This window comes from Enterococcus sp. C46 (assembly GCF_040887565.1).
Taxonomy (GTDB): Bacteria; Bacillota; Bacilli; order Lactobacillales; family Enterococcaceae; genus Enterococcus_B; species Enterococcus_B lactis.
In genome coordinates, this window is sequence record NZ_JBFOGA010000003.1 from 341,711 (window position 1) to 362,122 (window position 20,412).

Sequence of the window (20,412 nt, forward strand, 5' to 3'; positions counted from 1 at the left end):
GAACACCGTGAATCAGAGGTTGTAAAATCAGCGTTCTGACCTGAGTATTAGAGAAACAAATGGCAAAATAGTTCCTCATATTTTGCCATTTTTTGAGCTAATACCGAGGGTCAGCTGATTGAACACCGTTTATCGAGAGGTTGTGAAAAAGTCGCTTAGTTTCGAGTATTAAGAAAAATTTTGTGAAAATGGCTTTCCACATTTTTGCATAAATTTGGCTTAATACCGAGAAACTGGCTTTTGAACACCGTTTACTCGTAAAAGGGAGTGTGACAAGACTTTTGTCACACTCCCTTTTTACATTTTTATTGTTCTAATTGCGCTGTCTTGCTTACTGCTTCTTGCGGTTTCACAAATTTCTTTGAGATCCCCCAACCTGTAAAGGCACTGACCATCGAAAACACAGGTGAAAGCAAACTGAAAAACACGAATGGCAAGTAAGTGAGTGTAGGAATGCCAAATGTACTTGCTACGAAACTTCCGGCGATTCCCCAAGGCACTAAGTAGTTGATTACTGTTCCACCATCTTCTAGTGTTCTCCCTAATACAGTTGGATCAAATCCTGCTTTTTCGTAAGTTTCTTTAAATGAATTACCAGGCAGGATAACAGATAGAAATTGTTCTCCAATAAAGATATTTACTCCGATGCTTGTCATCAATGTTGTAAAAATCAATTTTGGGGTGTTCGTCATCTTTCTTGATACTCGTTCCATAACGGTTGAGATCAACCCAAATTCGATCAACAAACCACCTAATGACAATGTTAGAATAATCAATGACACAGTTGGCATCATGCTTTCGATTCCTCCACGGCTAAGTAGTGAATCGATTTGTTGGTTTCCAGTATTTGAAACAAATCCCGATTCGATGACCCCTGCCAACTTCGTTAAGGAAGTTTGTGGGTTTTGAATAAAGATCATTCCTACTGCTACAGCAATATTCAACAAAATCGTCAAAATTGCCGGTACCTTTTTCCATGCACACAAGAGCATTAAAAATAGAGGAATCAGTGACCAGATCGAAATAGTAAAGTTTGCTTCTAAAATATCAGTCACTTCACGAATAGATGAAAGACTTGCGGCTTTACTTGTGTGTCCTAAAATCATGAATAAAAAGAAAGAAACAACAAATGCCGGAACAGTTGACCACATCATATGCTTGATGTGTTTGAACAAATCGGCATCAACAATAGCTGCTGCTAAATTTGTTGATTCGGATAATGGAGACATCTTGTCTCCAAAAACGGCACCTGAAACAATGGCTCCAACAACAAGGGCTGGATTTAGTCCTAGTGTTGTCCCAATACCGAAAAATGCAATCCCAATCGTTGACATAACAGTAAAGGCACTCCCTACAGCGCTACCTACGATTGCACAAACAACAAATACAGAAGGGACGAACCACTGGACACTAATCAATTTAAATCCAATGACCATGAGGGTTGGAATAATTCCTGCTTGTATCCATACAGCAATCAATGAACCGACTAAAATAAAAATAAAGATTGGAATAATCCCCGGTTTGATGCCATTGATGATCCCTTCGTGCAACCAATCTGTCGGGTATTTTTTTATCACTGCGTACAACATGACCATTCCGATAGCTGCCAAAATCGTGATATTAGGTGAAACCTTTAATCCGACAACGCCAATCGCAATGCCTAAAACAATGACCATCAATACAAGTGTTGCTTCTAAAAAACTTGGTGTTCCTTTTTTTTCCATGATAATCTCTCCTTTTTTAGTTGTTCTTATGTTCTAAAAAAGTTAAGATATCGGATTACTCCGCCACAATTCATCCGCGATTCCTCCTTTATAAAAATAAAAAGACCTGCTTTCAACTAAGGACGAATGACTCCGCGGTACCACCTTAATTAAAAACAGATCTGTTTTTCACTTTCAAACGATTATTCAAATGTATGGACTTTCCATGTAATTCGTCAATTAGGCTTGATCGGTTCACAGCGACCACCGACTTTCTGAACAAAACACCTAACCGCTACTGCGTGAAAAGTTGACTTGTATGAAGTTTACCTTCCATAAGATCATTTGTCAATGAAAAAGAAAATATTTTTTTCATTTTTCTGAAAATTATTTTTATAACTTTCGCGCACAACTTTATCTTTTTACTAGAAAGTAGCGCCCTCTTGTTTTTTTCTTGCTACTATTTCTTGATGTTCTTGTTTGATTTTTTCTAATAGCTTGGGTTCTCTCAATAAATCTAGAGCTGTATTGGCAAGTAATTCCGCTGCAATCGCAATAGAAGCAAGTCCTTTTTCACTTTTAGCAGCAGCTTTGAATTCTTCTGTATGTCCGGCAATATATGTCTCAGAGATTGCTACAGTAGGCTGTATCGTTGGAATAACTTGGCTAACATTTCCTACATCAGAAGAACCTAGACTTGTTCTTTGTTCCGTTTCTATTTCTTCATCAGGAACCCCTGCTTCTTTTGCATGTTGGAAGAATAAGTCATCGAAAGAAGGCGTGACGATGACATCATCGACTGCATTTTGGAACAATCCAAACTCGAAAGTCGTACCCGTGCTTAATGCAGCGCCTCGTACGATATTTTCCACTTTTTCATATACTTTGTCTAATGTTTGTCGATTTCCTGCACGTAAATAGAAACGTCCAGCAGCGTAGTCTGGTATGACATTGGCCGCCACGCCTCCATCTGTAATGATTCCATGGATATTGACATCTTTTGGCAATTGCAAGCGTAGAGCGTTGATTCCGTTAAACACTTGGATCAAGGCTTCCAAAGCATTTACTCCTTTTTCAGGTGCTGCTGCTGCATGAGAAGCGACACCGTAAAATTTGATATCGACTGGATCATTTGCTAAAGATTCTGTCGTTTTCCCATAACGAAAAGCTGGATGGACACATAATGCTGCATCGACATCCTCAAAAAAACCTTCCCGAACGAAGCTTCCCTTAGCTGATCCATTTTCGCCTCCTTCTTCCCCCGGAGTACCATACACACGGATTTCTCCGCCAATCTCATCAATGAATTGTTTCACTATGCTGGCTGCTAATACGGAGTAAGTACCAAATAAATTATGTCCGCATGCATGACCAATACCTGGTAAAGCATCAAATTCTGCCAAAAAGGCAATTGTCGGACCTGGTTTATTGGAAATATAACGTGCATCAAAGCCTGTTCGGTGCCCAGCTACTTCTTTTTCTACCCAGAATCCTTCTTTTTCCAATTGTTTGATTAAAGCTGCTGAGGAATAAAATTCATAATTACTTACTTCAGGATGGTCGTGGATAGCTAGTGCAAGTGCTTGATATTCTGGTAAACGGTATTGAATCAGATCCTTCAATTGATTTGTTGAGAGTGTGGTTGTCATAAAAATTTCCTCCTATGCTAGTCGTTTTTTCTTATTTTCTCCCGAATGTTTCCCATGCAGGTACGCTTGAACCTTTTGATGTTTTTTCGATTACTTTGGCTGTTTCTTCTGTTTGATAGGCATCTACTATTTTTTGATACGTTTTATTGTCTTCATCTTCTTTTCTTGCAACGATGATATTGACATAAGGACGTGCATGCTCATCGACTGGTTCTAAGAAGATTGCATCAGAAGCGGGATTAAATCCAGCATCTACAGCTACACCGCTATTGATGACTGAAATATCTACATCTGACAAAGCACGTGCTGTTTGGGAAGCATCTAACTCAGAAATGTCTAGATTTTTTTTATTCTCGGTAATATCAGAAACGGTAGGCGCTTGGCCTTTTGCCTTGTCCACTTTGATCAATCCAGCAGTTTGCAATAACAGAAGAGCTCTGCCGCCATTCGTGACATCATTAGGGATTGCAACTTTTGCTCCATCTTTGATATCAGCCACATCTTTTAACGTATTGGAATAAATTCCCAACGGTGCATTAACCGTATTCCCAATCGATACTAAATCAGTTCCGTGTTCTTCATTGTAATTGTCTAAAAAGAATTGATGTTGGAAGGAATTCAAATCGATCGATCCATCTGCTAAAGCCGCATTTGGCTGATTGTAATCTGTAAATTTCACATATTCCAAATGGATGTTTTCCTTTTTCAAACGGTCTTTCACATCGTCCCATACATCTGTATCTTCCCCAATGATCCCTAGTTTTACGGTCGTTTCTTTTTTGTCAGTTGTAGCTGCTTTTCCTTGGCTGCATCCTGCCAACCAAATAATTGCTACAAATGTAATGACTGCAAAACGAATAATTTTTTTCATTTTTTCTCCTCCACTTTCAATGTGTGACTTTTTTAATCAGTTGATTACTGATAAATTGACTCAAAAAAACTAAGACCAGAATCAATAATGTAGCGACAATCGTTACATCTGTTTGGAATCGATTATATCCTCTCGATATAGCAAGATTCCCTAATCCTCCGGCACCTACTGCTCCAGCCATGGTAGTCAGTCCGATCACATTGATGATCGTCAACGCTGAGACCCGAATGATACCAGGTAACCCTTCTAACAAATAAACACGTAAAATGATGCCGATTGGGCTCGTGCCCATCGCTTCTGCTGCTTCGATCACCCCAGGATCAACTTCTAGCAGTGCATTCTCGATTTGACGGGCAAAAAACGGGACAACGCCAAAAATCAAAGGGACTAAAGCTGCTTTGGCACCAATCGTCGTTCCAACTAAGAAACGAGTAGTCAAAGCTAAAAGAGAAAGCAAGATAATGAAAGGGATGGAACGAATGATATTGATCAACTTATCAAGTATTTCGAACAGCAGCCTGTTAGCTAGTAATCCATTTGGACGTGTCACTACTAACGTCACACCTAAGATGATTCCGATGATCCCACCAATGAATGCCGTCCAAAAAGACATATATAGTGTTTGCTTTGTCGCTTCGATGAATTCATCCGGAATCAAATAGACATTCGGCAAATATGTTTTAAAAAATTCAGTCATTTTAGTTTCCTCCTTCGATTACTTTGATACGGTTATCTAATTCATTTTTTTGTAAAATAGTTACTTTTACACCAGATTTAATCAAATAATCCAATGCTTTTTGCCGCTGTTTGGTTTCTCCAGCTAAAGTAACGATCAAACTTCCTAAGGGTGTTTCTTGTAATAGCTCTACATTACCGTATAAGATATTCGCTGTTACTTGGTACTTGCTGTAAAGATGAGCGATTAGAGGTTCGTTCGTCTGGTTGCCGATATAACTTAATTCCACCAACCATTTATTTGCAATCTGATCGGCAAAAGCAGCATGGGCACTGATTGTTTCCAATGCTTGGTCAAGGTGTGTCGCTGTCCGAATAAAATCTTTAGTCAATTCTTCTTCAGGATGACTGAAAATCTGGATGCTGCTACCTTTTTCAATGATTTTCCCCGCTTCCATAACCGCTACCTTGTTGCAGATTTCTTTGACAACTTGCATCTCATGAGTGATCAGGACGATTGTTAGACCTAGCTGACGATTTAGTTTTTTTAACAGTGCAAGGATCTGAAGGGTCGTTTTCGGATCAAGTGCACTAGTTGCTTCATCGCATAACAACACTTTAGGTTCATTTGCCAGAGCTCGTGCGATTGCCACTCGTTGTTTTTGCCCCCCCGACAGTTGTTTAGGATACGCAGATGCTTTTTCTTCCAGACCGACAAGTTCCAGTAGTTCATTCACTTTTTGACGACGTTCCTGTTTTGATTTTCCAGAATACTTTAGAGAAAAATCTACGTTGTCAAAAATCGTTCGACTTTCCATTAGATTGAAATGCTGAAAGATCATACCGATGGCCTTTCTTTCTTTTCGCAATTCTTTTGGAGAGAGCTGGCTTAAATTCGTCTGATTGACGATGACTTCTCCTGCTGTTGGTTTCTGCAACAAATTCATCACGCGGACTAACGTACTCTTTCCTGCACCTGAGTAACCGACGATCCCATAAACATCCCCTTTTTCAATCGTTAAATCTACAGAATCTACTGCCTGTATCTCTTTTTCTTTTTGTTTGAAACATACAGAAATATCTCGCAATTCAATCATTAACATTCCTCCTTGTCTATAAAAAAAGCATCCTCAAGAAAATGAAAATAGTCATTTTCTTGAGGACGCCTTTTTGCGTGTTACCACCTCATGTTCAAGCTGTGTTCACACACAACTCCTCTTCAAGTACCATCATACTCTAGCAAGATATCGGTCGCAGCCGTCACCGCCTTACATCTATGCTCGGGATGAATTGCTCGATGGCCATTTTCCAATAGTCGTTCCTTGCTTCTTCTCAGCTACCGAAGCTCTCTGTCAAAGGTTCTTCTATCGTACTTACCATTTCAATGCAAATAATATTCAAAAAAAAAATCCTTTTACTAACATAAACTATGTCAGTAAAAGGACGACGTATCGTGGTACCACCTTTTTTCGGAAGTTTCCTTCCCTCAAGCCCAACATCTCAAAAAGAGAGATTGGCGTTCGTTTTAACGGTCGAACATTTCCGAATTTGCCTACTTATCGACAAATTATTCTCCAAGGCCATTTTTCAGCTTTTCTTACTTGACTCTTCTCACCAGCCAGAGCCTCTCTGCAAAGTTTCCAAGCTTACTTTCCTTCTCAACGAAATCAATATTTTGTTGTTGGGAATAATCTACAGGAGGAAAACTGAAAAGTCAAGCATGAAATCCAAATTATTTTTTCTATATTTATTTTTCTGTTTTTTTATCTAACATTTCAATAACAGTTCGAAGATCTTTTCCTTCCGCAAGAAGGTTCAATTTTTCCTTCTCTTCGACGCTATAATTTCGAACAAAACTGGAATCGGGAATCAAAACAACGCCTAGTCCTGCACGTGAAGCGGCTGTCGCTCCTACTAAAGAATCTTCCACTGCAAAAGCTGAAAGAGCTTCTAATCCTGTTCGTTCCAAAGCTGTCAGATAAGGGACTGGTGAAGGCTTGTTCTCCGATACTTCATCTCCGAACGTAAACGTATCAAAGTAATCGGCTAATTGAAAGTGATCCAAGATATCTGTTGCTCTTTTCGTAACAGTTGTCGTAGCAATCCCTAGTTTCATATGACGTTCTTTTAAGTCTGTCAATATTTCTTTTGCGTAGGGTTTCAATTGGATAGCTCCACTTGTCAGCTGTTGATAAAAATATTCTTCACGCTTTGCTCGGACTTCCTGCACTTTTTCAGGACTGCCTGCTGCCTGCACTAAAATATCAAAACTTTGTTTCCAGTTTTTTCCGCCCCAAGCGTCAACGATTTCTTTCGGGATATGAATATCAAATTGCTGGAATCCCCAAAGCCAACCATCCCGATACGTTCTTTCCGTATCCACTAACAAACCATCTAAATCAAATATTGCACCTTTCATCTATACATTAATCCTTTCCAAAACAATACACCTAGTTTAGCATGACTGATCCAAAATGAACAGAAGCATAGAGCCCAGCCGCATCACTTATAAGAGTTCTTGGAATCGACGGATATAGATTTTCTTCACAGCTGTCACAAGCGCCAGATAAGCGACGACTGTTATAAACAACCATAACCAGTAATTGCCAGGGAGCGGCATCAAGCCTAACTCAGCACCAAATCCTGTGAATGGAAGGACTGAACCGACAATGATTCCTAATGTAGTGATAACCAGCATGGCAAATGTTGCATTGCTTTGGATAAATGGTATTTTCGGTGTACGCAATGCATGGAGTACTAATGTTTGTGTCCACAGGGATTCGACAAACCATCCTGCATGGAATAATGCGATAAAAATCACTTGTTGTGAGCTATCCAATGTATGGAAACTTCCACCAACTACAGCAGGACAAATAACAAAATACATCAACAAGTAAGTAGTGATATCAAAAATCGAACTTGTTGGACCAAAATAAACCATGAATTTTCCAATACTAGATGCATTCCATTTCTTTGGCTCATCCAAATATTCTTTATCCATCCGATCCCATGGTAAGGAAATGCAAGAAACGTCATAGATCAGATTCAAAAATAGAAGTTGCAAAGGCAACATTGGTAAAAATGGTAAGAACGTACTGGCAATCAGTACGGAAAACATATTGCCAAAATTAGAACTTGCTGTTGCCTTGATATATTTCATGATGTTTCCAAAAGTTTCTCTTCCAGAAAGAAGGCCTCTTTCCAAAATCGTCAAATCTTTTTCTAAAAGGATCACGTCTGCTGATTCTTTTGCGATATCCACAGCTGTATCCACGGAAATACCGATATCAGCCACTTTCATTGCTGGAGCATCATTGATACCATCTCCTAAAAATCCGACAGTATGCCCATTTTTACGTAAAGCTGTCGTCAATCGTGCTTTTTGCTGAGGATTCAATTTTACGAATACTTCGTGTTCTTCAGCTACTTGCGCTAATTCATGATCATTCATTTCCGAGATTTTCTCACCAGTAATCAATTCATTGATTTCTAGGCCTACTTGACGGCACACAGACCGTGTGACTAATTCATTGTCCCCAGTCAGAACTTTTACAGCTACACCATGTTCTTTTAAAGCTTTCAACGCTTGTTTTGTTGTTTCTTTTGGTGGATCAAGGAAAGCAAGATAACCAATCAGAACCATGTCTGACTCATCTTTGACTGAAAATTCTCCAACAACGCTTGGATTGGTCTTTTGTGCGACACCAATCACTCGCAAGCCGTCTTCATTAAGTGATTGTACTTTTGCAAGCACCGCTTCTTTTCGTTCTTTTGTTAATGGTGCGACAGTACCACCAAGATCAATAAATTTAGAAATGTTCAACATTTCTTCAATCGCGCCTTTTGTGATCATCTGTGTTTTGCCAGCCGGATCAGCGACTACAACACTCATACGGCGACGTTCAAAATCAAAAGGAATTTCATCTACTTTTTGATAATTGATTGTATCTGTATCTAAAGTTTCTGCTGCTTCATCAATGATAGCCACATCTAACAAATTTTTCAGCCCTGTTTGATAGTAGCTGTTTAGATAAGCATGGCGCAAAACACGATCATCTTCATTTCCTTCACAATCCATATGATATTCAAGAATGATTTTGTCTTGTGTCAATGTTCCCGTTTTATCCGTACATAACACATCGATCGCACCAAAATTCTGGATAGCATTTAAATTTTTGATGACTGTTCCTTTTTTGGCCATCACACTTGCTCCTTTGACCAAATTCGTCGTAACGATCATTGGAAGCATTTCAGGCGTTAAACCAACTGCCACAGATAATCCAAAAAGAAAAGCTTCTAACCAATCTCCTTTTGTAAGCCCATTGATAACGATAACTGCTGGAGCCATCAATGACATAAATTTGATCAGCAGCATGGATGTTTTGTGGATGCCTAATTCAAAACTTGATTGGATGGGTTTTTCAGATAGCGTTTCTGCTACATGCCCAAATAGTGTGTCATTTCCGACAGAAACAATGATTCCTTCCGCGCTTCCACTGATGACATTGCTTCCCATAAAGACAAGATTTTCATAACTTGTTTCACTTTGCTGATCGTCTTCACATACTTTCGCATGCTTTTCTACTGGATAGCTTTCCCCTGTCAATGCTGCTTGAGAAATGAATAGATCCTTTGCGGACAATAAACGCATATCCGCTGGTATCATATCTCCTGCTGAAAGCCGAACAAGATCTCCACAGACGATTTCTTCCATAGGAATCTCTGTATACTCGCCATTTCGTTTGACAGCTGCCGTTACTTTCACAAGTGATTTCAGTTTTTCAGCTGCTTGATTAGAACGCACAGACTGGATTAACGTCATCGTCCCACTGACGATAACCATAGTGAAGATAATGGCTACACCAAAGAGATCTTTATCTCCTGGAGCGGCTAATACGTATTCCGTAATGAATGAAATAATTCCTAATGCAATCAACACTAATGTAAAGGGTGTGATGTATGCTTTCAATATTTCTATAATGAATGGTGTTTTTTTGCCATATGAAATCGCATTTTCACCATAAGTTTCTCTTGAACGCTCGATTTGTTCTTCTGACAATCCATTTGGTGATGCATGGAACAATTCAAATAATTCTTGCTTCGTTTTTCCAGCAAAAGCTGCATAGATTTTTTGTGTATCTTTCTTTTTTTCCATCTCGATCTCTCCTTTGTGTCCAAAAGACAGCTGTTCTCGCTGTTTTTGGTCTTTTGCTATTCATCGGATCGATAGAGAAAATGCTGAAAGGGGCTGAGAACAGATAGATAATAGCCCTGGCCTTTCCTCTAAATCCTTGTTTTTCGAATGACTGTCATCCATTTGTTCTCATCTCCTTTACTAAGTAATTTTAATTCATGACTTCCAATCATTTTTCGAATAGTTATTTTCCCAACTCGCTCACCTCCCTTTTTGTTTTTTCACCTATGGGATTTGCGGCAACAAAAAAACCTCTCGCCAAATACTCAGCGAAAGGTTTGAAAAAGCAAATCAAAAAAAGCTTCTCAGATCTCATCGTTGAGTTTTGACACTGTACAACGTAAAAAGCAAATATCTGCTTTTAGCTACCTTATGAAAAGCCTTATCTCGACAATTCCTGTTCTACCCATTGGCGTCTCTCGACGTTTTTGGGCAGTAGCCTATGTTTGTATAGGAGCCTCACCTAACAAATCCTATTCGGTTTTCCCTCGTTAATATAACAACTAAAAAAGAGGATGTCAAATCAATTTTCCATGTTTTTCATACTTTTTAAAATACACGCGTTATATTTCCTGTCTCACGCAGTTTTATTTGTCTCATTTTCCACCTCCCGCTATAATAGAATTATAGTAGGAAACGAGGTGCTGTTATGGAACGAACACTTGTTATTATCAAGCCAGACGGCGTAAGACGCCATTTGGTCGGAAGCATCATCCAACGTTTTGAAGCAAAGGGACTGGCCATTGCTGAAATGAAATTTGCAACGATGACACCTGAACTAGCAAAAGAACATTATCAGCACTTGACTGAACGTAGTTTTTTTGATGAGCTTATCGATTACATGACTTCTGGACCGGTCGTTTATCTTGTGCTGGTCGGCGAGGAAGTGATCGATATCGTCCGTAAGATGGTCGGAGCAACAAAAGCGGCGGATGCCGTTCCAGGTACGATCCGAGGAGATTATGCACTGCCGGGGACTGAAAACATCATCCATGCTTCTGATTCCCGTGATGCTGCAACAAAAGAGATCGCCCGCTTTTTCCCGCTATTCGATACAAACAAACCGTCTGAAAAAGCGGCGAAGTGATACAAATCCTAAACTGTTGGTCTAACTGCTGGGTTTAGCAATGGCCAGCAGTTTTTTCTCTAAAGAATTCCTTTGATTCTTCCCTAATGTATATTCGATCACTGCGAAAAACTCTTGGTGATTTTCCGATTTTTCTTCCCCTAAAGCAGCAGAAATCAGTCGTTGGTAATAATCCGCCATCAATGTTTCATAAATCACTGTACTTCTTTCTTTATGCGCTAAACTCCGTTTCATATCTTCATTCACGCTACGTGCCTTTTTTAAGCGACCATTTTCTATATAAAACAAAGTCAAGTTCGTCAAAAAAGTAAAGAGATACTGCTCGTGATTATTCAGTTGCGCGATCCGTCGCATTCTTTTTTTGATTTTCAAATAATTATTCTCAATAAAACGATCACTGAATATCCAAGGAAAATCTGCTAGAATAGATACTTCAAATTGCCCATACTCTGGTACTTGCATCAAATATTCTTCAATGATACGACATTCATAACGCAAAAATTCAAATTCCGTCTCAGATACTTCTGTTTTTTTGGACATGTGCAGATTCAAAACCAAATAGTACAGATCTTCTGTTTTCTTATAGTGCCTGCGGTTATTAGCAATTTCTTTGTAAGGATCAAAGCTGTCTTCTTGAATCCGATCTAGCATTCGTCTTTTTTTCTTTAATTTTTTTGGCTCATCAAGCTGATTTCGTATCCATTCATATTCGGCAAGTGTCATGTTCATTCGCTCTAAAAATGATTTCAATGTTCCAAACGATACTTTTTTCACTGAATTTGTCTCGATCCCGACTAGCGAAGTTTTAGAACAGATTCCTTCCGCTAATTGGGTCTGTGTCAGCTTTTTGTTGACTCGAAGCTTCTTAATCAATTCTCCATCATACATAATAGTTCTCCTTTTTTAATTGAAATTAACCTTTGGCTTTTCCAGAATGCTTGCCAATAAGAGGAATGATTATTTCAATTTAAATTTTCCGCATTCAATAAATAGATACGTTAAAAATAAAAAATACACGAAAAAAATAAAAAAATGTTTTTCTCATAAAAAATACCAACCTTCAAGCATGAGACTGCTGTCTAATCCCTGAAGGTTGGTTTGATTGTTTATTGATCATTTTTTTGCTGCTCCGCATTGGTTCCTGTTACTGGATATAGGATAGTCGTTGTTTTATTGCCGTTTTTTGAAAAGACACTGGTCGAATGTTCACCTTTTTGCTTTTCGATTGCTTCATTACGTTCCGCTTCGTTTTTATAGTCATATTTTTTCGGATCAATCGTCTCAAATCCGTTTGGCACATAAAACCGCAAGAGATTTTCCTGATTCAGCTTATCTGAAAGACTTAACGCAGTCTTGACTTTTTCCTGATCTTTGGAGATTTCCTCGTCGATTCCTGCTGCTTTCGTATCGATGATTTCTCCTGTCTGATTATTGTAAGCTTTTCCTCCTAGGACGGTGTATTTGGGCGTCACGAAGTTCCCATTTCGAAAAGCAACTACTTGATCGTGCTGAGAAGATAATAAGTCTGTACCAAAATGAAGATAATCTTTATCATCGATTCCCAATAGATGTAGTAATGTCGGCAAAACATCGATTTCTCCACCGTATTCATGATTGACTGTCCCTTTAGTGTAACCAGGCATATGGATCATCAATGGCACTCGTTGCATCTGTGCGTTGTCAAATTCATCCCATGTATCTGGATCTTTACCAAGAGCACTTGCTAAATCTTTATTATCTGTATTCGAGATCCCAAAATGATCCCCGTAAATCACAAAGATTGAATTTTGATAAATACCAGATTTTTTCAAATACGTAAAAAATTGTTCCAATGATTGATCCAGATAATGGGCCGTTCGAACATAATTATCTACTGTGCTATTGCCAGTATTCAAAGATGGAAAGTCGAAATTCTTGTCATCCGTATAATAAGGCGTGTGGTTGGTTACGGAAAGAAATTTCGTGTAAAACGGCTGTTGTAGATGTTCAAGATATTGGGCAGATTCTCTGAATAAATCTTTATCTAATATCCCATAACCTAACGTTTCATCGGATTCATCAAAATAAGATCGATCAAAGAAATTGTCATACCCTAAATTTTTATATACATGATCTCTATTCCAGAAACTAGCTACATTCCCATGGAAAACAGCGCTTGTATAGCCTTCTGTTTGACCAAGGATCGCTGGTGCTGCTTGAAAGACATTATCTGACCCAAGTTCTGTGAATAATGAGCCTTGAGGTAAACCAAATGTGCCAGTTTCCAACATGTTTTCAGCATCACTTGTCTTTCCCTGTCCTACTTCATGAAAGAAATTGTCAAAACTGATCGTTGCTTGATTCTGGAAAATACTATTTAAAAACGGCGTGACTTCTTGTCCGTCTACCTTCATATTGATCAAAAACTGTTGAAAACTTTCTAAATGAAGAACAATCACATTTTTTCCTTTAGCAATCCCAAATGTTTCAGGATTTGGCTCTGCATAATGTTTCTTTGTATAGTCTAAAACTTCATCAATTCCATTACTGCTTGCATGCGCGCGAACACTGCTAGTCATTCCTGTTTTGATTCCGTCATAAATAGTGTACGCATCGATTCCTAGATATTTGACAATATAGGAACGGTCAAATGTCCGCTGTAGCAATTGGGGACGGTTGGCTTCGCTCAACGCTAAATTTCCTGAAAAAATCAATCCTGAAAGACAGGTAACAGCGATAGCCATCGGTTTGCTGACAGGGTTGCTTTTGATAGGTATTTTCTTGACCTTCAACCAAACCAGTAGCCCAATGAACACAGCGATATCCAACCAATAGATGACATCATGGGGTTTCATCAAAGAAAAGGAGCTTCCAGACAACCCTTGTGACACTTTCGAAAAGCCTAATACAGATTTGACTGTAATGAAATCTGTGAATTCCCGATAAAAAATAATATTCAAGTACAACAAAAGCGTATTTAAAATATCAATGATCAAAAGAATGGCTAACGCTGGCTTTGGATTTTTAATGTACAAAGAAAGGCCAAAAAACAATAAGGTAGTCGCAATCGGGTTGATCCACAAGATAAAGTACTGGATCGTACCTTCCACACCTAATGAAAAATCTGCATAGTAGGCAATGATCGTCTTCAGCCAGAAAAAGAAAACAGCTGTCAAAACGATTGCTAAACGATTTTGGCACAATTTTTTAAGTTGTGTCACGTATATCACTTCTCTCTATTCACATTTTTTCTTATTTTGCTCCTGAAAAATGAAAATTTCCTAAAAAAGTTGTTATCTTAAGATTTTTTTATTCTTTCTAAAGATTATTCCATTCATTTTTCACAGCATAAAATTGCTATGTTGTAAGCGGTTAAACTAGTAAGGAGATAAAAATCTTGTGGTGACCGATTTACTCTATAGTATTCAAAAGTAGTTTCTCGGTATTCGTACAAAAAAAAGAGGCTGTGACAAAATTCTTGTCGCAGCTCCCTATTTCTTGATGCAGGACAGCTTTTTCACAACCTCTCCACTAAACGGTGTTCAATCAGCTGACCTTCGGTATTAGCTCAAAAAACGGCAAAATATGAGGAGCTATTTTCCCGTTTTTTTCTCTAATACTCAGGTCAAACCGCTGATTTCACAACCTCTGATTCACGGTGTTCCAGAAGTAGCTTCTTCGGAAATAAGCCGAAATTTTACAAAAACTTGAGAAGCACTTTTCGTAAATTTCTTCTTATTTCTTGAAGCTGACCACTTCTGTCACAACTTCTGTTTTTCATTGTCCATAGGTTTGATATTGTCCTTCTGATGACTCATTCGTAATGATTGAGGCTTGATTTTCTTCATTTCCCGTTATCGTTTGTCCACTGCCAGAATCTGAAGGGCTTAGTTCTGTCGACTCGTTTTTTTGAGAAGAAGCAGTTGTTTTCTTGACTTGTTCGTTGGTCTTTTTCCATTCCGCTAGTCGATCGGCCACCACTTTTTTGTCCACTTTTTCAGAATAAGCTGTAACCACTTTTCCATTTTTCAAACGTGCTACCTTGTCGCCATCATGAGTCAAAAGCAAAACGACCAAATGTTTGTCTTTGAATTGATATTGTCTGAGAGAAATCGCACTAAGTACGTCATCGATATTGATAAATTGATTTTCTTCTTTTCCTTTTGGCAAATAGATGTCCAATTCACCTTTTTCGTAATTGGCAGTTAATTTATATTCCTCCCACCAATAAGTTGAGAATTCTTTTTTGAAATTATCTACTGATTCTTTGCTTGCTACGATTTTTTCTGTTTCTTTCTGAGCAAGATCTGCTGTCATTTTTCCTGAAAATGCTGCGGATAAAATAAGCAGTAAGAAAAAACCGAATAACCAAAAGAGAAGAAACGGTCTTTTTTTCCTCATGCCTTCCTCCACTCCTATTTAATTTTGACTATTCTATTATATACAAAAAATGAAATAGAAAGACAAAAAAGTTGAAAAAGATCGTAAATAATTGAACTTCTTTTTCCTGAAGCGGTAAGAACGGGAATTTTCATACATTCTCTCTTGGCTATTCTTTAAGCTTCAAATCCATTTCTGTCTGATACATCTTTGAACCAATGACCCGATTTCTTGATCGTTCTTTTTCCATCTTGTGCTAAATCTACTGAAATAAAACCGTAACGATTCTTATAGGCATTGGTCCACGACCAGTTATCCATGCATGTCCACATATGATAACCTAAACAATTGGCACCTTCTTGAATGGCTTGATGGACATATTTCAGATGAGATTGAACAAATTCGATCCGATAATCATCGTGGATCATACCATCTTCCTTGATAAATCGTGCTTCATTTTCTACACCCATGCCGTTTTCAGAAATAAAACAGTCGATATTCCCATAATGATCTCGTACATTGATCAAAATATCATAGATTCCTTTTTCATAGATCTCCCATCCGCGATAAGGATTCATTTTACGACCAGGCATTTCATAATTGTCGAAGTAATCCTCAGGCATAGGACCGTTTTTAGTATCGATTGGTGTTTCTTTTGCTTTTATTCGGCGTGGTTGGTAATAATTAATTCCCAAAAGATCTACTGTATTTTCTTTAATGATCGTCAAATCATCTGGATGAATCTCCGGCATTAGATCGAGTTCTTTTATTCTCTCAATCAATTCACTGGGAAACTCGCCTTTTACAGCTGGATCAAGGAATGAACGATTGAAGAACGCATCTGCTATTCGTGCTGCTTTAACATCTTCGGGATTTGATTCGTCTCTTGGATAACTCGGTGTTAAATTTAAGATGATTCCGATCACACCGCTTTGATCCATTTCATGGTAAGCTTTGATGGCTAATGCTGAAGCCAACGCTTCATGATAACCAACTTGGATTGCCTTTTTCATATCTGATTCTTCCGGATAATGCCATCGATACAAATAGCCTGCCTCGACTGGAACGATTGGTTCATTATGGGTAAACCATTTTTTTACTTTCGAGCCAAACAATTGAAAACAACTTTTTGCGTATTTTTCATAGGCTTCAACCGTTTCTCGGTTCAACCATCCGCCTTTTTCTTGCAGATACATCGGCATATCGAAATGATACAGATTAACAAAGGGTTCGATACCGTTTTCAATCAACTCATCAAAATAGTGATGATAGAAACGAACGGCTTCTTCGTTGATTGTTCCAGATTCATCAGGTATCAAACGGCTCCATTGGATAGAGGTTCGAAATGAATTATGCCCAGTCTGTTTCATCAACTGTACATCCTCTTGATACTTCGTATAAACTTGCGAGGTTTTTTCAGGTCCTACTTGATCAAAGAACTTTTGCGGTTCATTTTTGTACCAATAATCAAAAATGTTCTCTCCTTTTCCATCGCCTGAAATTCTTCCTTCTGTTTGTGGACCACTTGCTGCAGAGCCCCACCAAAAATTTTTTGGAAATTGATATCTTTTCATCAAAGCACCTCTTTTTCTTTTTTAGTTGATTCCATGTATGATATTTTCCATCACAATCACTTTTTCATTTTCTTCCTCTTCTTTTTTGATTCGTTTCAACAGCTGTTCTGCTGCTCGTTCCCCGATTTTATCTGTTGGTGGCGTGATCGTGATTTTTGGAAGGATACTCAGATCGTTTTTATCTAAATAATCATAGTGACTGAACGCAATATCCTTCCCGATTCTGACACCTTCTTGATTGAAACATTCGATGGCACCAATCGACATGTTGTAATTGCTGACAAAAATAGCAGTTGCCCCTTTTTCTAATAATGCTTTTGCCCCGTAATAGCCGCTTTTTCTAGAATAGTCTCCTGTAAAGATCTCTAAATGGATAGACGGATCCTTTTGTACCGCTTCTTTGGCTCCAGCTAAACGTTCTCTTGCTACGTAATCTGTTTGAGCGGCAGCAATAAATCCTATTGTTTTATGTCCTTGTCCGCCATGATGAGCAATCACTTTTGCTACACTTTCTCGATCATTCACTACTATTGTATCAATACCTGCTGGCCCATCCGGACAATTCAATGCGACAACTGGGATACTCATTTTTGTCAGCATTTCAAATCCAGACCACTCTTCTTCTGATAAGAAGACGATCAATCCATCGATCGCATGCTTCATCAGGTATTCGATTTTTTGTTCGATTTTTTCTGGCTGATCGGCAAACCCGCTTAATAATAAGCTATACCCATTTTCTTCAGCTACTCTTTCGATCCCTGAAACAACCTCCGAACCAAATCGGCTAGATATCCCGTTTATCAACAGTCCAATAGAGAAACTTCGATTATTCTTCAATCCTTTAGCAATGATGTTTTCTTTATAGTCCAACGCTGAAATCGCTTCTGATATTTTTTCCATATTCTTTTCCTTCAGCTGCTGACCGTTTAAATAGCGGGAAACTGTTCCCACTGAAACACCAGCCATCTTAGCCACGTCACGGATCGATGCCATACATTTTCACTCCTGCCAGTTACATTTGATTTCTTTTTCTTGTTGTTCGACCATGATGACCGCTTTCTTTGCATAATGCCGCTTGTCATCAATATCCATATAACTAAAGTCTTCAGAAGTGAGTTCAAAAACAAGCAGTCTTTCCTCTTGAGACCGCAATTCATCTTTACGAAAAGCTTTCAATAATTTCGTTCTTTGGATGACAGCGCCGTCAATTAATCGGACATAGACAAGAGTACTTGTTTTACCTGAAACACTTCCTGTATTTTTAACTTTAATTGATATTATTACTTTGTCAATATCCGTTTTGACTTCCATCTGACTGTATTCAAATGTTGTATAGCTTAGACCATGTCCAAAAGGATAAAATGGACTTCCGCTTAAATCATAATAATTCTCTTGTTTAGAAGCAGCACGCTGATAGTAATAAACAGGTAGTTGCCGACTATTTCTAGGATAAGACAAACTCAATCGTCCGCTTGGGTTATTTCTTCCAGAAATCATCTGCGCAATGGCTTTTCCACCCTCCTGTCCAGGAAACCATGCTGTTGCAATGGCATTCGTAAATGACTCGATTTTCATCAAATCGTAGGGTCTTCCTTGCACAAGTATCGTGATGATTGGCTTGCCTAGTTGATACAATTGTTCAATCAGCTGTTCTTGGTATCCACCTAAAGAAAGAGAAGCAACATCTACATTTTCTCCAGAATCCATGTTGATCCCTTTCGATGAAACTGCCCCGTTACGAAGAAATTCCATATCAAAGTTCCGCGCACTTGATCCACCTAGAACTGCAATGATCACATCTGAGTTTTGAGCAAGGGTCACCGCTTCTAATAATTTTTCTTCCTGATCCTCCTGATTTCTTACTTCACATCCTTGTGCATAAGAAACCTTTGATTGGGGAAACTCTGTTTTTATCTCTTGTACTATCGTTTTTTTCAAACGGTCTTCTGTTTGTGGTGCAGAGTAGTCTCCCAACAAGTGGTAAACATCGTGAGCATTTGGACCTATAACTGCAATGTTTTTTACTTGTTGATCCAACGGCAATATACCGTCATTTTTTAGTAAAGTGATACTTTCTTTTGCTGTCTCTAAATTTAAGTGCTCTGATTCCTCCATGAGATGATCCCAATACTCCTTTGGATCGTTTGCAAATGGCTGTTCAAATAAACCTAATAAAAATTTGACAGATAAAACTCGGCGAACTGCTTGATCTAGTAGCTTTTCATCTACGACTTGATTATCAATGGCTTCTGCAATCTTGGTATAGGTCTCATCCCACAAACTGAGATCGATTCCTGCCGCTAATGCATATGCTGCAGCAGTCTTTTTATCTGTAAAAACATCGGATAAACGATCCAAAGCCACACCGTCTGCCATAACGATCCCTTGATAACCGATCTCTTTTCTTAATGTTTGCTCAAAAAGCGCTCGATTGATATGACAAGGTACCCCGTCGATGTCATTATAAGCAGCCATGACACCTACTGCATTTCTTGTACTCTTCAATAATGGTCCGTAAATATCGGAGAACTCTCTGCGTCCAATCGTTACTGTGCCTGAATTATGACCGCCTAAAGCTTCTCCTTGTGCGATACAGTGCTTTAACACAACACCGATCTGATCCTTCTTCTTATTGATTTCCTCTACTGTCTGATCAAGAAAAGAAACTTTTTCTGAAATAATCTCTCCTTGGAACCCTCGAACGACCGCTTCAGAAAAACGAGCTGAGAGAATCGGATCTTCCCCAAAGCACTCTTCTGTCCTTCCCCAACGAGGATCTTTTGCCAGATCCAAAGTCGACACCAGCGCTAAATGAACACCTTTAGCAGCCAGTTCTTTTGCCATCAATCGACTCGATTGTTCTAATAATGCTACATTGAAAGTATTTCCACGGCCGATATTCGTTGGATAAGAAATCCCATCCAAACCTTGATGACCATGTGGACATTCTTCTACAAGCAAAACTGGAATTTTCCATCGCGAATGCTGTAGTACATATTCTTGGACTAGGTTAGCCACCTTCCAGCTTTCTTTTGCAGGAATCCCATTCTTATAATCTGTTTTAGACCACGGATCAGAGCGAAACAGACCGTATAAGGCACCCAGACCGCCTCCCCATTTAACATGTTCTTTTAACTTTTCTGTTAATTCGATCTTGTCTCCGTTTTTTTCATAACATTCCCAACCATACAAATGCTGGTTTACCTGTCCTACTTTTTCAGCAATATTCATCCTCGAAAGTAAATCTTCTACTCTTTGGCGGATGGTTAACTTTGGGTTTTGATACGGGTAATCGTACAC

The 20,412-nt window shown here is 38.7% G+C and carries 14 protein-coding genes, 1 riboswitch and 2 other annotated features; of the genes, 1 reads left to right on the forward strand and 13 read right to left on the reverse strand.

Features of this window, described 5'->3' with window-relative positions; all coding sequences use genetic code 11:
* Positions 1–305: 305 nt before the first annotated feature.
* The 7 genes from nhaC to mgtA all read right to left on the reverse strand — a co-directional run bounded on the left by nhaC (position 306) and on the right by mgtA (position 10,053).
* Positions 306–1,724 carry a Na+/H+ antiporter NhaC gene (nhaC, locus tag AB3I27_RS07315; protein WP_368022957.1) on the reverse strand — a complete coding sequence of 473 codons (1,419 nt, stop codon included), beginning with the start codon at positions 1,722–1,724 and terminating at the stop codon, positions 306–308.
* A 404-nt stretch (positions 1,725–2,128) separates the two neighbouring features.
* Positions 2,129–3,352 carry a M20 family metallopeptidase gene (locus tag AB3I27_RS07320; protein ID WP_002320010.1) on the reverse strand — a complete coding sequence of 408 codons (1,224 nt, stop codon included), beginning with the start codon at positions 3,350–3,352 and terminating at the stop codon, positions 2,129–2,131.
* 31 nt (positions 3,353–3,383) lie between these two features.
* Entirely contained in the window at positions 3,384–4,223 is an 840-nt protein-coding gene (locus AB3I27_RS07325; RefSeq protein WP_002313417.1) for a MetQ/NlpA family ABC transporter substrate-binding protein, read from the reverse strand.
* Between the two features lie 16 nt (positions 4,224–4,239).
* Positions 4,240–4,920 carry a methionine ABC transporter permease gene (locus tag AB3I27_RS07330; RefSeq protein WP_002308335.1) on the reverse strand — a complete coding sequence of 227 codons (681 nt, stop codon included), beginning with the start codon at positions 4,918–4,920 and terminating at the stop codon, positions 4,240–4,242.
* A gap of 1 nt (position 4,921) precedes the next feature.
* Positions 4,922–5,995, reverse strand: coding sequence for a methionine ABC transporter ATP-binding protein (locus tag AB3I27_RS07335; protein ID WP_002308334.1), 1,074 nt, complete (start codon positions 5,993–5,995; stop codon positions 4,922–4,924).
* A gap of 58 nt (positions 5,996–6,053) precedes the next feature.
* Positions 6,054–6,292 (reverse strand) — a binding site (T-box leader).
* Between the two features lie 42 nt (positions 6,293–6,334).
* Positions 6,335–6,569, reverse strand: a binding site (T-box leader).
* Positions 6,570–6,645: 76 nt separating this feature from the next.
* Complete coding sequence (locus AB3I27_RS07340; protein WP_002308332.1) at positions 6,646–7,317, reverse strand: HAD family phosphatase; 672 nt, start codon at positions 7,315–7,317, stop codon at positions 6,646–6,648.
* Between the two features lie 87 nt (positions 7,318–7,404).
* Positions 7,405–10,053 (reverse strand): magnesium-translocating P-type ATPase, encoded by a 2,649-nt coding sequence (mgtA, locus tag AB3I27_RS07345; protein ID WP_002320011.1) that lies wholly within the window; start codon positions 10,051–10,053, stop codon positions 7,405–7,407.
* 342 nt (positions 10,054–10,395) lie between these two features.
* A riboswitch (M-box (ykoK) riboswitch) is annotated at positions 10,396–10,570 on the reverse strand.
* A gap of 171 nt (positions 10,571–10,741) precedes the next feature.
* On the opposite strand from mgtA, the gene ndk reads away from it, so the two are divergent.
* Positions 10,742–11,179, forward strand: coding sequence for a nucleoside-diphosphate kinase (ndk, locus tag AB3I27_RS07350; RefSeq protein ID WP_104760102.1), 438 nt, complete (start codon positions 10,742–10,744; stop codon positions 11,177–11,179).
* A gap of 21 nt (positions 11,180–11,200) precedes the next feature.
* On the opposite strand, the gene AB3I27_RS07355 is transcribed toward ndk, so the two are convergent.
* The 6 genes from AB3I27_RS07355 to AB3I27_RS07380 form a co-directional block, all read right to left on the reverse strand.
* On the reverse strand, positions 11,201–12,067 hold the full coding sequence (locus AB3I27_RS07355; RefSeq protein WP_002308327.1) for an Rgg/GadR/MutR family transcriptional regulator: 867 nt from the start codon (positions 12,065–12,067) through the stop codon (positions 11,201–11,203).
* 218 nt (positions 12,068–12,285) lie between these two features.
* Positions 12,286–14,379, reverse strand: a complete 2,094-nt coding sequence (locus AB3I27_RS07360) for an LTA synthase family protein (RefSeq protein ID WP_002346112.1) — start codon at positions 14,377–14,379, stop codon at positions 12,286–12,288.
* A 556-nt stretch (positions 14,380–14,935) separates the two neighbouring features.
* A complete protein-coding gene (locus AB3I27_RS07365) occupies positions 14,936–15,559 on the reverse strand; it encodes a hypothetical protein (protein WP_002308324.1) in 624 nt (207 codons plus the stop codon).
* A gap of 155 nt (positions 15,560–15,714) precedes the next feature.
* Entirely contained in the window at positions 15,715–17,112 is a 1,398-nt protein-coding gene (locus AB3I27_RS07370; protein ID WP_002308322.1) for a glycoside hydrolase family 1 protein, read from the reverse strand.
* A 21-nt stretch (positions 17,113–17,133) separates the two neighbouring features.
* Positions 17,134–18,105, reverse strand: coding sequence for a LacI family DNA-binding transcriptional regulator (locus AB3I27_RS07375; RefSeq protein ID WP_002313410.1), 972 nt, complete (start codon positions 18,103–18,105; stop codon positions 17,134–17,136).
* Positions 18,106–18,111: 6 nt separating this feature from the next.
* On the reverse strand, positions 18,112–20,412 hold the full coding sequence (locus tag AB3I27_RS07380) for a glycoside hydrolase family 3 N-terminal domain-containing protein (RefSeq protein ID WP_002345320.1): 2,301 nt from the start codon (positions 20,410–20,412) through the stop codon (positions 18,112–18,114).

Excerpts from the sequence above, each read along its gene's own strand:
- nhaC (WP_368022957.1), bottom strand. The coding sequence starts at position 1,724 with ATGGAAAAAAAAGGAACACCAAGTTTTTTAGAAGCAACACTTGTATTG.
- AB3I27_RS07325 (WP_002313417.1), bottom strand. The coding sequence starts at position 4,223 with ATGAAAAAAATTATTCGTTTTGCAGTCATTACATTTGTAGCAATTATT.
- ndk (WP_104760102.1), top strand. The coding sequence starts at position 10,742 with ATGGAACGAACACTTGTTATTATCAAGCCAGACGGCGTAAGACGCCAT.
- AB3I27_RS07365 (WP_002308324.1), bottom strand. The coding sequence starts at position 15,559 with ATGAGGAAAAAAAGACCGTTTCTTCTCTTTTGGTTATTCGGTTTTTTC.
- AB3I27_RS07340 (WP_002308332.1), bottom strand. The coding sequence starts at position 7,317 with ATGAAAGGTGCAATATTTGATTTAGATGGTTTGTTAGTGGATACGGAA.
- mgtA (WP_002320011.1), bottom strand. The coding sequence starts at position 10,053 with ATGGAAAAAAAGAAAGATACACAAAAAATCTATGCAGCTTTTGCTGGA.
- AB3I27_RS07320 (WP_002320010.1), bottom strand. The coding sequence starts at position 3,352 with ATGACAACCACACTCTCAACAAATCAATTGAAGGATCTGATTCAATAC.
- AB3I27_RS07355 (WP_002308327.1), bottom strand. The coding sequence starts at position 12,067 with ATGTATGATGGAGAATTGATTAAGAAGCTTCGAGTCAACAAAAAGCTG.
- AB3I27_RS07335 (WP_002308334.1), bottom strand. The coding sequence starts at position 5,995 with ATGATTGAATTGCGAGATATTTCTGTATGTTTCAAACAAAAAGAAAAA.
- AB3I27_RS07330 (WP_002308335.1), bottom strand. The coding sequence starts at position 4,920 with ATGACTGAATTTTTTAAAACATATTTGCCGAATGTCTATTTGATTCCG.
- AB3I27_RS07375 (WP_002313410.1), bottom strand. The coding sequence starts at position 18,105 with ATGGCATCGATCCGTGACGTGGCTAAGATGGCTGGTGTTTCAGTGGGA.
- AB3I27_RS07370 (WP_002308322.1), bottom strand. The coding sequence starts at position 17,112 with ATGAAAAGATATCAATTTCCAAAAAATTTTTGGTGGGGCTCTGCAGCA.